The 13,884-nt window shown below is 63.7% G+C and carries 13 protein-coding genes; 1 reads left to right on the top strand and 12 read right to left on the bottom strand.

Annotated features, from left to right (window positions below; all coding sequences use genetic code 11):
* Positions 1 to 5: 5 nt before the first annotated feature.
* From ACMGF8_RS29345 to ACMGF8_RS29320, 6 genes are read right to left on the bottom strand one after another with little or no spacing between them, the layout of a single operon-like run.
* A complete protein-coding gene (locus ACMGF8_RS29345) occupies positions 6 to 1,403 on the bottom strand; it encodes a sigma-54-dependent transcriptional regulator (protein WP_102860458.1) in 1,398 nt (465 codons plus the stop codon).
* Positions 1,393 to 3,165, bottom strand: a complete 1,773-nt coding sequence (locus ACMGF8_RS29340; protein ID WP_102860459.1) for a sensor histidine kinase — start codon at positions 3,163 to 3,165, stop codon at positions 1,393 to 1,395. The genes ACMGF8_RS29345 and ACMGF8_RS29340 overlap by 11 nt, the downstream gene beginning before the upstream one ends.
* Positions 3,162 to 4,289, bottom strand: a complete 1,128-nt coding sequence (locus ACMGF8_RS29335) for a GNAT family N-acetyltransferase (protein WP_102860460.1) — start codon at positions 4,287 to 4,289, stop codon at positions 3,162 to 3,164. The genes ACMGF8_RS29340 and ACMGF8_RS29335 overlap by 4 nt, the downstream gene beginning before the upstream one ends.
* Positions 4,290 to 4,303: 14 nt before the next feature.
* The gene (locus ACMGF8_RS29330) at positions 4,304 to 5,170 is read right to left on the bottom strand and encodes an alpha/beta hydrolase (protein WP_102860461.1); all 867 of its coding nucleotides are present in this window, start codon (positions 5,168 to 5,170) and stop codon (positions 4,304 to 4,306) included.
* Complete coding sequence (locus tag ACMGF8_RS29325; RefSeq protein WP_102860462.1) at positions 5,167 to 6,561, bottom strand: aspartate aminotransferase family protein; 1,395 nt, start codon at positions 6,559 to 6,561, stop codon at positions 5,167 to 5,169. Before ACMGF8_RS29325 ends, ACMGF8_RS29330 begins: the two co-directional genes overlap by 4 nt.
* On the bottom strand, positions 6,554 to 7,249 hold the full coding sequence (locus tag ACMGF8_RS29320) for an HAD-IB family phosphatase (protein WP_102860463.1): 696 nt from the start codon (positions 7,247 to 7,249) through the stop codon (positions 6,554 to 6,556). Before ACMGF8_RS29320 ends, ACMGF8_RS29325 begins: the two co-directional genes overlap by 8 nt.
* 229 nt (positions 7,250 to 7,478) lie before the next feature.
* Between ACMGF8_RS29320 and ACMGF8_RS29315 the strand changes: the two genes are divergently transcribed.
* A complete protein-coding gene (locus tag ACMGF8_RS29315; protein WP_416758099.1) occupies positions 7,479 to 8,249 on the top strand; it encodes a MipA/OmpV family protein in 771 nt (256 codons plus the stop codon).
* A 69-nt stretch (positions 8,250 to 8,318) separates the two neighbouring features.
* Here the strand turns inward: ACMGF8_RS29315 and ACMGF8_RS29310 are convergent, their stop codons facing one another.
* From ACMGF8_RS29310 to ACMGF8_RS29285, 6 genes are all read right to left on the bottom strand, one after another.
* Complete coding sequence (locus tag ACMGF8_RS29310) at positions 8,319 to 8,720, bottom strand: EamA family transporter (RefSeq protein WP_025129629.1); 402 nt, start codon at positions 8,718 to 8,720, stop codon at positions 8,319 to 8,321.
* A 31-nt stretch (positions 8,721 to 8,751) separates the two neighbouring features.
* A complete protein-coding gene (locus tag ACMGF8_RS29305; RefSeq protein WP_115580793.1) occupies positions 8,752 to 9,126 on the bottom strand; it encodes a transporter in 375 nt (124 codons plus the stop codon).
* The gene (locus ACMGF8_RS29300; protein ID WP_102880757.1) at positions 9,123 to 10,043 is read right to left on the bottom strand and encodes an arginase; all 921 of its coding nucleotides are present in this window, start codon (positions 10,041 to 10,043) and stop codon (positions 9,123 to 9,125) included. Before ACMGF8_RS29300 ends, ACMGF8_RS29305 begins: the two co-directional genes overlap by 4 nt.
* A 177-nt stretch (positions 10,044 to 10,220) precedes the next feature.
* Entirely contained in the window at positions 10,221 to 10,550 is a 330-nt protein-coding gene (locus ACMGF8_RS29295) for a GlpM family protein (RefSeq protein WP_180988516.1), read from the bottom strand.
* A gap of 26 nt (positions 10,551 to 10,576) precedes the next feature.
* A complete protein-coding gene (locus tag ACMGF8_RS29290) occupies positions 10,577 to 11,902 on the bottom strand; it encodes a sigma-54-dependent transcriptional regulator (RefSeq protein WP_102860468.1) in 1,326 nt (441 codons plus the stop codon).
* Positions 11,899 to 13,800 (bottom strand): sensor histidine kinase, encoded by a 1,902-nt coding sequence (locus ACMGF8_RS29285; RefSeq protein ID WP_102860469.1) that lies wholly within the window; start codon positions 13,798 to 13,800, stop codon positions 11,899 to 11,901. The genes ACMGF8_RS29290 and ACMGF8_RS29285 overlap by 4 nt, the downstream gene beginning before the upstream one ends.
* Positions 13,801 to 13,884: the final 84 nt, after the last annotated feature.

Genomic DNA, 13,884 nt, shown 5'->3' with positions numbered 1-13,884 from the left:
TCGCGTCAGCGAACAATCTTGTCTACCTGAATGCCGAGCTTTTTCAGGCGGTACCAGAAGCTGCGTTCGGAAATGCCGATCATCTGTGCCGCGGCCGCCTGGACGCCGTTGCTCTGGTGCAGGGCCGCGAGGATGTAGGCCCGCTCCACTTCGGCCAGGGCCGCGTCCAGGTCGCTGGGCACTTGTGGGCCAACGCTGAGGGCCACGCTGCCCTCGGTGCCTGCTGGCGGGGTGTCGAACAGATAGCCTGGCAGGTCACTTTCTTCGATGACCGGGGCGCGGGCGACGATGGTGGCTCGCTCCACGCAGTTCTGCAGTTCGCGGATGTTTCCTGGCCAGCTGTAGCAAGCCATGGCCTGCAGGGCTTGTGGGCTGAAGCCCGTGATGCGCTTGCCGGCGGTGGCCCCCAGGCTGTGGGCGAAGTGGCGGGCCAGTGGAGCGATGTCCTCGACCCGCTCGCGCAGCGCTGGCAAGGGAATGGGGAAGACATTGAGGCGGTAGTACAGGTCCTCGCGGAACTCCTTGTTGGCCACGGCTTCCAGCAGGTTCTTGTTGGTCGCGGCGATCACCCGCACATCGACCTTGCGCTCCCGGGGATCGCCCACCGGCTCGATCACGCGTTCCTGTAGGGCGCGGAGGATCTTGGCCTGCAAGGCTAGGGGCATGTCGCCCACTTCATCGAGAAACAGGGTGCCCTTGTCGGCCTGCTGGAAGCGTCCGACCCGGTCCGCCACGGCGCCGGTGAAGGCGCCCTTGCGGTGGCCGAACATCTCGCTTTCCAGCAAGCCTTCGGGAATGGCCGCGCAATTGACGGCGACAAAGGGTTTGTCCGCGCGATTGCCGTGCTTGTGGATGGCCCGGGCGACCATCTCCTTGCCGGTGCCGCTTTCTCCGGTCAGGAGAATGGTGGCGCTGCTCTCGCGTACCGAGTCCACCGCCTGCAGTACCTGGCGAAAGGCCGGGCTGTCGCCTACCAGGCTGTCGAACTGCTGGTGCTCGTCGAGCTCGGCGCGCATGCGCTGGTTGTCTTTGAGGATGTCGCGAAACTGCAGGGCCTTGCTGACGGTGATGTCCAGCTCATCGATATCGAAGGGCTTGGCAATGTAGTCGTAGGCGCCGTTGCGCATGGACTGCACAGCGTTCTTCACCGTGCTGTAGGCGGTCATCACGATCACCGGCAGGTTCGGGTAGCGCTGCTTGATTTCCGCCAGCAGCTGGGGCCCGTCCATGCCCGGCATGCGCCAGTCGCTGATCACCAGGTCGATGTCTTCCTGCTCCAGCACCTTGAGGGCGTGCAGGCCATTGCTTGCCGTGAACACCTGGATGCCGTTCTGGCTCAAGGCCGAAGACAGCAGGTCACAGAGTTTGGGTTCGTCATCGACCACCAGCAGGTTATGCGTCATCAGTGTCCTCGTCGTCCTCTTCACCGTTGGCCGGAATGTACAGGCTGAAGGTGGCGCCGGCATCTTTTTCGCTGACGCACTCGATGTGGCCGTCATGGCTTTCCATGATCGAAAAGACTTTCGCCAGGCCCAGGCCGGTGCCCGAGGCCTTGGTGGTGACGAAGGGGGTGAAGATGCGTTCCAGCATGTCCGGCTCGATGCCCTGGCCGGTATCGCTGACGCTGATGATGGTTTCGTCTTCCTGCTGGGCGATGCCCAGGGTCAGGCGGCCGCCCTCGGGCATAGCGTCGATGGCGTTGAGGATCAGGTTCAGGCAGGCCTGCTTGAGCTGCCGGGCATCGGCATGGATGGTCGCACCCGGTGCCTGGTCGTCGATCCGCGCTTCGATATTGTGGGTCGCCAGTTCCGGGGTGCAGAAGCCCAGCAGTTCCTCGACCAGCGGGCGTGCCGCCTGGGTGGCACGAATGGGCGCGCTGGGTTTGGCGAAGTCGAGAAAGTCGGTGATCAGGTCGTTGATCCGGCTGACTTCACTGATCACGTATTCCAGGTGGCGCTTGTCGTTTTCCGGCAGGTTGGCCCGGCGGTGCAGCAGTTGAGTGGCGGTCTTGATGATGCCCAGCGGATTGCGGATTTCATGGGCCAGGCCCATGGCCACCTCGCCCAGGGCGTGCAGGCGATCGCGACGGCGCAACTGGCCCTCCAGGTGCTGCAGTTCTCCCAGGCGCTCGCTCATGTGGTTGAAGGTGCTGCTCAGCTCCGCCAGTTCGTCGCCACCGATCACCGGCACCCGCTGCCGGTAGTCGCCGGCGATCACCGCCTGGACGCCCTTGGACAGGCCCCGCAGCGGCCGCGTCAGGCGTTGCGACACCAGCCAGCCGACACACAGCGAGGCGGCCGAGCTGAGGAGGAAGATCAGGATGAACAGGTTGCTCTGGTTAACCAGGCCCACCAGGCTGCTGTGGCGCAGCAGGCCACTGAAAATCACCCCCACCAGGTCGCCGCTGTCGTTGAAGATCGGCCGGTACAGGCCGCTGTAGCGGCTGGTGAACTGCTCGGTGGGCTGGCGGGTGGCGCGCAGGATGTCTTCGATCTTGTGCGGCACTCGGGGGGGATGGTCCTCGAAGCGCTGGGTGGCGAAGATCTCCGAAAAATCATCGGCCTTGGCCAGGTACAGGCGCAGGTCCAGGGAGTGCACATCGGCCACGCTGGTGAGGAAGCTGGCGTCCAGGTAGGTGGCGATCAACAGCTGGTAGTCGACCCCGTCGAGCTGGGTCTGGAAGGTCGAGACCACCGCCCCGGTGGCCACGCCACCCACCTGGATGGTCTGCAGGACGGCGTTGGAAGCGGTGCTGATCTGCCCTACCACGTCGTCCGCGGCGGTGGTGAACATCACCTTGTGGTCGCTCTTGCGGATCAGCGCCACCACGTCGATGCCCATGGAGTCGGCAATGTCGGCGGTGAGCTTGTCATGCTTGGCTGCATTGCGGTCCGAGGGCGGACGCGTATAGCGCAGGAACAGCTGGGCGATCCGCGCGTTGTCATGGAGGATCTCGGTGATCTCGTCCTCGACGATCTTGGTGGATTCCTGCAGCCAGATGCGCACGTTGCTGTCGAAAATCTCCGACAACGTGGTGGCCGCCAGCTCCGCGGCAATCATGGTGGGAATCACACTGACCAGCCAGAACGCCAACACCAGCTTGCGCTGCAGGCTCCAGCGGGAGATGGCAAAAGGGCGGGGCGGGCGACGATCTTTTCTGGTCATGTACTTTCGCTTATTGCAGCAGCCATGGCGGGGTCGGAGCGATCCGGACGGACAAAGCGTTTTATCACCTTGAGCAGGGCATTGAGCAAGGGATTGCGATGCCTGAAAAACAACATGTTACCGGTGAACTGGCAACCCAGGCGCAACTTGCTGGCGTAACCGGCCTGACCACACTCGTACAGGGGAATGTGCTGCTGGATACAGTAGTCGACGTTGGCCAGCCAACTGCGGAAGTACAGATTGTGCTCACGGGTGACGTTCAAGTCGTGGGCGAAGAATTTGTCGATCAGCCGATGCTGGTCGATGAGTACCAGGTTGAAGGCCACCAGTTGGTCCTGGACCCAGTACAGGACGCAGGCGGCGCGCTGGTCCAGTTGTTCGAGAATGCCGGTGAAATAGGCCGCCGGCAGGCGCTCGAACTGCAGGTCGCTGCGTTCCAGGGTGGCTTCGTAGAGGCGCATGATGTCGGGCAGCACGTCGTCGATCTGCCGCCGCCACTCGATGCGCGGCGCCGGGGCGCGCAGCTTGCGCCGCAGGTCCTTGCGAGTGGACTTGCCCAGGGTGCCAAGATAGGCGTCGATCGAGGCGAAGGGCACCGGCAGCAGCGCGCTGGGCAGGCTCGGCATCGCCTGCAGGCCGGCGGCCCGGCAACTGGCGGCCCATTGCGGGTCGCTGCTGGGGGCATCCTTGACCGCCATCAGGCCGATGCCGAAGTTGTCGGCGTCACGCCGGGCCAGTTGCAACAACTGCTCCAGCAACGCCTGACGACGTTCCAGGGGAACATGGCTGGCGGTGCCGGCACTGCACTGTTCGGCCACGGGCGAGCCGATGGCGTACAGGCGCAGTTCCAGGGCACCTGGCCACTGGCGTGCCAGGCGTTCGGTGAAGCGTTTGGCCAGGCCGGAGACCGTGGTGTCGAGCCGATACTGAGTCGTGAAGGCCGGCGCCACCGCCACCAGGGTCGAGCCCTCGTAGATCGCCAGGTAGCGCCAACGGAAATCGGCGATGGCGGCTTTTTCCACGGCCAGGTAGTAGTCCCAATCCTCCAGGGCGTCTGGAAAACAGTCATTCCAGGCGCTGCGTTCAATGGCCTGGATGGTGGAATAGGCTTGGGCGGTAATCACGTCTCTTCCTTAAGTCATGCCAGCTGGCGGTAGTCTTCGCGCACCGCAGGTGCAACCACTCGCTGCTCGATGAAGTCCACGCTCAACTCGATCACCCGCTGGTATTGCAGGTCCACGGTGATCATGTGATAGCAGTTGTCCAGGAGGATCTTGGTCACCGGGCCGCCGAGTTTGCGCTCCACGTAGTCGGCATTCCACGGACTGGTGATGTCGTCCTCGCTGGAGTGCAGTACCAGGGCCGGGGTCATGATCGAAGGCATGCGTTTCTTGACCACGGCGTTCATCCGGTGCAACTCGCGCACCGTCACGCCCTCCATGGTCAAGAGGCCCGCATCGCTGCTCTGGCCGGCTTTCATCTGTTTCTCGACAATGGCCCGCAGGCGTTCGTTCTTGATGCCGTAGGGCGGCTTTTCCTCGAAGCGGCAGATGTGCACGCCGAAGGGAATCTTCATCAGCAACGGGGTGAGGAACGCCAGCTTGTTGATGCTCCAACCGTCGTACTTGAGGGTGGTGGAATACATCAGCAGGCCGCTGATCTGCCCCGGATGCTCGGACGCCAGGTACATGGACATCACGGCGCCCATGGACAGACCGCCGACGAACACTTGCTCGTGACGCTGTTGCACGCCGACAAAGGTCTTGCGCACGCCCTCGTACCAGTCCTGCCAGCCGGTGGCCTGCAGGTCGCTGTTGTCCCCGCAGTGCCCGGGCAGGGTCGGAACGTACACCGTGCACGTTCCGTCCTTGGCCAGGCCCTGGGCCACCCGACGGAGTTCCGTCGGGGTGCCGGTCAGGCCGTGGATCAACAAGACCCCGACCGGACCCGTGCCGAGAACGAAGCCGGCGTCGCCTTCGCCCAGATCGATCTCAGCGGCGCTCATCGCTTCATGGCCCGATCCAGCAGGCGGTCCAGCAGTGCGATGCCCAGGTCGATTTCCGCGTAGCTGATTTCCAGCGACGGGGCCAGGGTGATGACGTTCTTGTAGTAGCCGCCCACGTCGAGGATCAGGCCCAGGCGCTGGCCGTCGATCTCGATGTCGCCCTTCATGCCTTCCTCGACCATGAAGTCCAGGGTCGCCTTGTCCGGGGTGAAACCGTCGGTGGTGCAGATTTCGCAGCGCAGCGCCAGGCCCAGGCCGTCGACATCGCCGATGATCGGGTAGCGCTTCTGCAGGTCTTGCAGGCCGGCCAGGAAGTACTTGCCCTTTTCCATGACCATCGCGCCGTAGTCGATCTCGCTGGTCATCTTGAACATTTCCAGGCCCACGGCGGTGCCCAGCGGGTTGGAGGCGAAGGTGGAGTGAGTCGAGCCTGGCGGGAATACGCCCGGGTTGATCAGCTCTTCACGGGCCCAGATGCCGCCCAGCGGGTTGAGGCCGTTGGTCAGCGCCTTGCCGAACACGATCACGTCGGGTTGGACGTCGAAGTGTTCGATGGACCACAGCTTGCCGGTGCGATAGAAGCCCATCTGGATTTCGTCCACCACCATCAGGATGCCGTGCTGGTCCAGCACCTGCTTGAGCTCGCTGTAGAAGTTCATCGGCGGGATCACGTAGCCGCCGGTGCCCTGGATCGGCTCGACGTAGAAGGCGGCGTATTCGCTCTGGCCGACTTTCGGGTCCCACACGCCGTTGTATTCGGTCTCGAACAGGCGGGCGAACTGCTGCACGCAGTGGCTGCCGTACTCTTCCTTGGTCATGCCTTTAGGGCCGCGGAAGTGGTACGGGAACGGGATGAACTGCGCGCGCTCGCCGAAGTGGCCGTAGCGGCGACGGTAGCGGTAGCTGGAGGTGATCGACGAGGCGCCCAGGGTACGACCGTGGTAGCCGCCTTCGAAGGCGAACATCAGGCTCTTGCCGTTGGTGGCGTTACGCACCACTTTCAGCGAGTCCTCGACCGACTGCGAACCGCCGACGTTGAAGTGCACGCGACCGTCGAGGCCGAACTTCTTCTTGGCGTCCACGGCAATCATTTCCGACAGCTCGATCTTGCCTTTGTGCAGGTACTGGCTGGCAATCTGCGGCAGGGTGTCGATCTGTTGCTTGAGGGCATTGTTCAGGCGCGGGTTGGCGTAGCCGAAGTTCACCGCCGAGTACCACATCTGCAGGTCGAGGTAGGCCTGGTCGCTGGTGTCCCAGACGTAGGAACCTTCGCAGCGGCTGAAGATGCGCGGGGGTTCGATGTAGTGAACGGTATCGCCGTAGGAGCAGTACTTGGCTTCTTTTTCCAGAAGGATCTGGTCTTCGGCGGTCGCGATGCGGATATCAGACATGGTGGAAGAGTTCCTGGGTTTCAAGGGAGAAATGGGTCGCGTTGGCCGCGTTGTTCGGCAGTTTTGCCAACAGCGCCGGCAGTTCGGCGAAGGAGTCGAACCGAGCGTGAGGAATCTTGTTGCGTTCGCAGTAGTCGGCCAGGCGATCCTTGGCGAAGACGAAGTCGGCGGTGGTTGCCACGCACATGTCAGACTGGCCATCACCGATCACCAGCACGCGTTTGCCCCGTGGCGTGGATTTGCACTTGCAGTTGCCGGAGGCGGCGCGGCAGGCGTCGCTGGCGTAGGGAAAGTCGATGCGCCAGCTGTTGTGGTCGACCTGGCGCAGGCGGTTGGCGAGGATCGGCAGCAGGGTCACGTAGTTGCGTGCCAGGATGCGGGCGATGCCTTGCTCGATGCCGTCACTGACCACTTCAATGGAGGCGCCCAGGCCGATCACGTGATCGACGAAGTCGGGGAAGTCCGGGTCGATTTCGACACTGTCGAAGTAGCCCAGCAGTTCGGCGGGCGAAGCCTTGACCAGGGCCAGTTGGCGACTGAGGCATTCTCGGGAGCCGATGTGACCGTCCAGCCATTCCTGTTCTATGCCTTCCCAGCTCGGGTCGGCGAAGCGTTGGAGAACGTTATCGATCACGTCGGCGCGGGAGATGGTCCCGTCGAAGTCACATACGATATGCCAGTGCATCATCTGCTGTTACCTGTTGAATAAGAGCGCTGTTTGCGCTTGCGACAGGGGTAGAGCAGGGACTGTGCCAAGTTGCGAAAACCCAGCAGGGCTGGGCCTCTGGCGAGGGCGGCGGGAGATTTGTAGCGTTCTTGCTACAAATTTTGTAGGTCGCTACAAACAACATCAGTGCTTGCGTTCCAGGGGCGCTCTGATGATTGATGCGCGCATGTTCAGACAAGGAAACTCATTCATGCCTCGGCTTTCTTCCCCTGCTTTGCTCGCCGGTCTGCTGTCGCTGACCGTTGCCTGTAGTGCCTTTGCCGATTCCGACATCACGGGCGAACTCGGTCTGGGTGTCGGCTACCAACCCCATGACCCCACGGGCAGCCGCTATGAGACTGTGCCGCTGCCGTACCTGGATCTGGACTGGGGCGATGTCAGCCTCAGTACCGACGACGGCCTGACCTGGGATGCGTTCAAGGGCAATGGTTTCAGCGCCGGCCCCTATCTCAACTACCTGCAGGGACGTAACGCCGATGGTGAGCTGCGCGGCTTGCGGGATGTGCGCGACATGGCCGATGTCGGGGCTTTCGTGCAATACGCCCCGGACGACTTCTGGCGGGTGTTCGCCGCCGTGGGCCAGGCCGTCGGCGGTGCCGGTGGCCAGGGCGGCATGCTGGGCAAGATCGGAGGGGAGATCGGCTATCCCTTGGGCATGGGCATCATCGGCAGCAATAACCTGACCCTGCACTTTGCCGACGCCCGCCAGAGCCAGACCTTCTTTGGCGTCAACGCCAAGGAAGCCCTGGCTTCGGGCATTGATCGCTACAGTGCCGGCGGTGGCCTGCAGAACTTCAGCCTGAGCCAGAACATCCAGGTGCCGCTGGGCAACAACTGGTCGCTGGTGGCCAGCGCCAGCTGGATCCGTCTGGTCAACTCCGCAGCGGACAGCTCCATTGTTCGTCAGCGGGGCGAAGTCAACCAGGGCCAGGTGCAGACCGCCGTCAGCTACAAGTTCTGAGGCGCGTTGCCGCAGGTCGCCCCCGGCCTGCGCAGCCCTCACCTCCCTGGGGCATTCGGCAGAGGGCCCTCAGGCCTCCTCGCCCTCGGCCAAGAGGGCAATCCCGCCGATGATCACCAAGACCCCGACCCAGTGCAGCAGGCTGATCTGTTCGCCCAGGCCCAGCCAGGAGCCCAGCAGCACCACGACAAAGACCAGGGAGCTCAAGGGGAAGGCCAGGGACAGGCTGCTGCGACGCAAGATCAGCATCCACACGAAAAACGCGCCGATATAGCAGGCAATTGCCAGCAACACGCCCGGATTGACGGCTACCGCCGCCAGCCATTGCAGGTTGAAATCCATCTGCCCCAATTGGTCGCCGCCAACTTTGGTAGCGATCTGGCCGGCGCTCTCGAAGCCGATCAGCAGGGCCCAGAGCACGATGGTGCCCAGACGCTCGTGCAGCCAGCCGTGGGAGGTGTTCGAACTCATGAAAGGTTTCCTTCTATTCGTTGAATAAGGCTCAGGTACTGGCCACGCACACCAGCATCACTCCGGCGGTGATCACCAGCGTGCCCATCCAGCGCCGACGGCTGACGGTCTCGCCCAGCACCACCTTGCCCGCCAGCACCACGCCGCAATAGGCCAGGGCCGCAGCCGGAAACAGCAGGCTCAGAGGGGCCCGGGACAGGGCTTCGAGCCAGACGAAAAACTCGATCACATAGGCCCCGATACCGCACCAGAGCAGGGGCGCGTTGAATACCTGGCCCCAGAAGGCATTCAGGCGAAAGCCGCCTTCCAGCTCCGGCAGGCGGTCCAGGCCGAGCTTGAAACAGAGCTGGCCGATGACGTCCAGCACAATGGAAAAAGCGACTAGCAGAACAACGGTCAAGGTCACGGGAACAGCTCCTCGAACAGCGAGATCAGGGCTTCATTGGTCACTGAGTTGCGCAGCAGGTCGTCCTGGCTCCAGCGCTCGGCCGGAGGTTGGTCCGACTTGGCTTCCCAGCGTTTGAAGGCATTGCTGAAGGCGGGTTTGGCGAACTCGCCGCAGACATCGATGCCCAGCACCCGCTTGCGCGCCGCCAGCTCGCGTATCGCTTGCAGCAAGTGGGTCAGGCGCATGCCGCCCTGGTCCCAGTTGGTGGCGGCGTCTTCGCTGGCCAGCACGTCCTTGTCGATGGTGATCCACACCGCTGCGGTGGGCAGGCTGTCGATCATTTGCGCGAGGAAGGCGGCCCAGTCCTGGTCCGCCAGATTGCGCCAGTGCAGGTGATTTTCCTGTTGCTGGTGCCCGGCGCCATCGCCGACCCGGCCCCAGACCTTGGACGGCGCGTGCTGCCAGGGAAACAGCTGCAGCTTGCCGTGCTTCAGGGCGCCGAGGTTGCCGCCTCGCAGTTGCGGGTTGTGCAGGTCTTCACTGCAGGGGCCCAGGGTGACAATGCGCTGGATATTGGGCAGCTGCAGCGCCCGGTTGACCCAGGAGCCGCAGTGCCGGCGGGGGGCGAAGCGCACCCAATCCGGGTGATTGTCGAAGTGGATCAGGCTGATCGGTTCGGGCAGATCGTAGAGAAAGGCCGGGGTCAGGTGGTGATAGTCGCCGGAGCCGACAAAGAAGATTTCCGGTTGCGGGCCGCTGTGCCGGGGGCGTTGGCCCAGGCGTTCGCGGAAATGACGGTAGGTGCGTTCGGTGGACCAGAGTCGCAGCTTGGGGCCCAGGTCCAGCAGGTCCAGGCGTCGCGCCTGGCCGCTTTTCAGGCGCCGGACTATGGGCTCCTGGGCGGTCAGGCTGTGGTCGAGATCTAAGATGTTCAAGGTGTTCTTTACCCATGGCAGCGCCCTCCAGAAAACTGCGTGATCAGGCGAAAACGCAGGCTGGGCGGGCTTTACAGGGTAAATGCAAGGGTCGGGCCAGGGTCGTGGCCAGGTTGCCGGCGAGAGACCGCGGCGCAGGCTTGGCGAGCAAGCTCGTTCCTACGGGAATGCTAGGGCTCAGGCGTGGAGGCGGACCCAGACGCTGACCAGCAGGGTGGCGGCAATCAACCAGGCCACGGCGGCCACCGCCAGGGAGGCTTCCAGGCGCAGGCGATCGACCATTACATAGAGCGTCGCCAGGTAGACGAAGTAGGGAATGATCGACCACATGCCGAACAGGATGGTGGTCTTCAGGTCATCCAGAGAACGGCCCTTGCCGACGATGTAGTGGGCAATCAGGGCAAAGGTCGGGAACAGCGGCACCAGGCCGGCGATGTAGTAGTTCCGGGTTTTGGCCAGGGCCGCCAGAATCACCACCACCGCCGCGCCCAGGGCGGCCTTCAACAATAGATCCATGAGTCCTCGCGCTTGGGTCAGTGGTTCAGGCCGTACTTCTTGACCTTGTCGAACAGGGTGGTCTTGGCCATGCCCAGTTCCTGGCTGGCCTGGGTCAGGTTGCCACCGCTGCGCTGCAAGGCATCGTTCAGCAGGTTGCGTTCAAAGGCTTCCACCGCTTCGGCGAAACCCAGGCCCTGGGCGTTGCTGCTGCCGGACTTCTTGAACGCCGGCAGACCGAGGGCAAAGCGCTCGGCGACGTTGCGCAACTCGCGCACGTTGCCCGGCCAGTCGTGGCTCATGAGGGTCGACAGGGTCTGGTTGTCCAGCTCTGGCACGGTGCGGTCGAAACGCAGGGACGACTGCTGCAGGAAGTGTTCGAACAGTTGCAGGATGTCCTCGCGGCGTTCGCGCAGGGGCGGTAGTTCCAGGGTCACCACGTTGAGGCGGTAATACAGGTCGCTGCGAAATGCCTTGGCCCGGCTCAGTTCGTCCAGGTCCGACTTGGTGGCCGCGATCACCCGGCAATCCACGGCCACGCTCTGGTTCGAACCGAGGCGCTCCAGGGTCCGCTCCTGCAGTACCCGCAGCAGCTTGATCTGCAGATTGATCGGCATGCTTTCCACTTCATCAAGGAACAGCGTGCCTTGGTGGGCGTGTTCGATCTTGCCGATACGGCGCTTGCCGGCGCCGGTGAAGGCGTTGGCCTCATGGCCGAAGATTTCACTTTCGAAGAGGTTTTCCGGCAGGCCGCCGCAGTTCAGGGCGACGAACTGTTGTTGGTGGCGGCGGCTGAAGTCGTGCAGGCAACGGGCGACCAGTTCCTTGCCGGTACCGGTTTCGCCCTCGATCAGCACGTTGGCCGAAGTGTCGGCGACGTTGGCGATCAGCTCCCGCAGGTTCTGCATGGCCGGCGAGCGGCCGATGATCCGTCCCTCCAGGGAAGTGCGTTCGGCCAACTGGCGGCGCAGGGCGGTCACTTCCCGGGCCAGTCCCCGTTGTTCCAGGGCGCGGCGGGCCACGTCCACCAGACGCTCGGGAGAAAAGGGTTTCTCCATGAAGTCGTAGGCGCCTTTCTGCATTGCCCCCACGGCCATGGAAATATCCCCGTGACCGGTGATCAGCACCACCGGCAGGCTGCGATCCCGGGCCTTGAGTTGGGTCAGCAGTTCCAGGCCATCGATGCCCGGCAGGCGGATATCACTGACCACGATGCCGGGAAAGTTCTCCCCGACCTGGGCCAGGGCTTCTTCGGCGCTGCCCACGCCGATGCAGGGAATGTCTTCCAGGGCCAGGGCCTGTTGGCAACCCAGCAGGACATGGGGGTCGTCTTCGACGATCAGCACGGTCAGCTCGTTGTTCATATCGGCTCGGCTTGATTGGGGCTTGCCAGGGGCAAGCTGAGGACAAAGGCGGTGCCGCCGCTTGCCGGATGTTCCACACCCAGGCTGCCGCCGGTGGCGGCGGCGAGGCTGGCGGACAGGGTCAGGCCCAGCCCCAGGCCCTGTTCGCCGGGTTTGGTGGTGAAGAAGGGTTCGAACAGGTGCTTGCGCGCCTCAAGATCGATGCCATGGCCGTTGTCGCGGACCCGCAGGCGATACTTGCCGTCGCCGGGTTCGCCTTCCAGCCACAGTTCCGGCGCCGGCTGCGCCTGCATGGCGTCCAGGGCATTGCCGATCAGGTTGACCAGGATCTGCTCCAGGCGGGTCTGGTCGATCTGCAGGGTCTGTTCGCTGAAGTCGCGGTGCAGTTGCAGGGGCAGGGGTTCGATGCGGGCGTTGAGAATCTGCAGGGCGGCGTCCACTGCCTTGTCCAGGCTGGCCTGGCCCTGGTCGTCGCCGCGGCGGGCGAAGGAGCGCAGGCTGGCGGTGATGCGGCCCATGCGGTCGATCAGTTCATTGATGGTCTTGAGGTTGGCGCTGGCGGTGTCCAGGGCGCCGCGCTCAAGAAAACGCACGGTGTTGCCGGACAAGGTGCGCAACGCCGCCAGCGGCTGGTTCAGCTCGTGGGCGATGCTGGTGGACATCTGGCCGATGGCCGCCAGCTTGCCGGCCTGGACCAGTTCGTCCTGGGCCCGGCGCAGGGTCTCTTCGGCCTGGCGGCGTTCGCGGATCTGCCCCTTGAGGCGCTCGTTGCTGGCCCGCAGGTCGGCGGTGCGTTCGGTGATCCGCCGCTCCAGCTGGCTGTTGGCTTCCTGCAGGGCTTCTCGGGCGGCCAGGCGGGTGGCGATGACCTTGCGCCGTTCATTCCAGGCGATCAGCAGGAAGGCCACCAGGGCAAACGCCACGGCCACTAGGATGCCCTGGTTGATGGCTTCCCGGCGCAGGTCCTGCAACGGGGTGAGCAGGGTGAAGTTCCACGGGGTGTCGCTCAGCGGCCGGGTCTGGGACAGGTAGCTGATGGCCTTGTCGTCGGATACCAGTTCGGTATTGGCGGGAAATGTCAGCTTCTCCACGCCTTCGGCCAGGCGTTCCCGGGCCAGGGGTTCCAGTTCGTTGAGGGGGAACCAGTAGTACTGCAGGCTGCGGGCCAGGCGTTCCTTGGTGTCGTCGCTGAGCGGGCGGACCGACTTGAGCCGGCGCGCCGGGTCGCTGGAGAGAATGATGATGCCGTTCTCGTCACTGACGAAGGCTTCCAGGCGGGCCCTTTGCCACCGTTCCTCCAGGGCCTCCAGGCGCACTTTGACCACCGCCACGCCAATGATCTTGCCGTGTTCTTCCAGGCCGTGGGCCAGGTAGTAGCCGGGCTCGCCGCTGGTGCTGCCGATGCCGTAGAAACGTCCGGGCTGGCCACGTACGGCGTTCTGGTAGTAGGCGCGGAAGGACAGGTCTTCACCCAGGTAGCTGTCGACATCGCGCCAGTTGCTGGTGGCCAGCACCCGGCCGGTGGTGTCCATGACATAGATGGCCCGGCTGCGGCTGCGCCGATTCAGGCCTTCGAGGTATTGGTTGACGGTTTGCCGGTGCTCCGGCGAGGGATCGGCCAGCAGCCTGGAGACACTGGACTCCAGTTCCAGGAGGCTGGGCAGATAGGTGTATTTGCTGATCTCGCTTTCTACGGCGCGGGCGTGCAGTTCCAGCTGGCGTTCGCCATTTTCACTGAGGCTGCGAATGCCATTGTGTTCGCTGATCCAGAAGCCGACGTAGCCCAGGCCGATCATCAGCAGGATGACCAGGGGCGGCAGGAACAGGTGACGGATCAGGCGGGGTTTCACGGCGAGTGATGGCGGCGCGGCGCGATAGAGAGTGGGGTCGCATTTCATCACAGATGCCTTGGGTCAACCACTGTGCGGTGTCCATAGGAGCCGGCCGGCCGGCAAAACGGGCGAACCTGGCGATAGGGGAGC

This window comes from Pseudomonas sp. BNK-7 (assembly GCF_048072025.1).
Lineage (GTDB): Bacteria > Pseudomonadota > Gammaproteobacteria > Pseudomonadales > Pseudomonadaceae > Aquipseudomonas > Aquipseudomonas danubii.
Note: the sequence above shows the minus strand (reverse complement) of the source record. Positions and strands in the feature narration are given on the sequence as shown.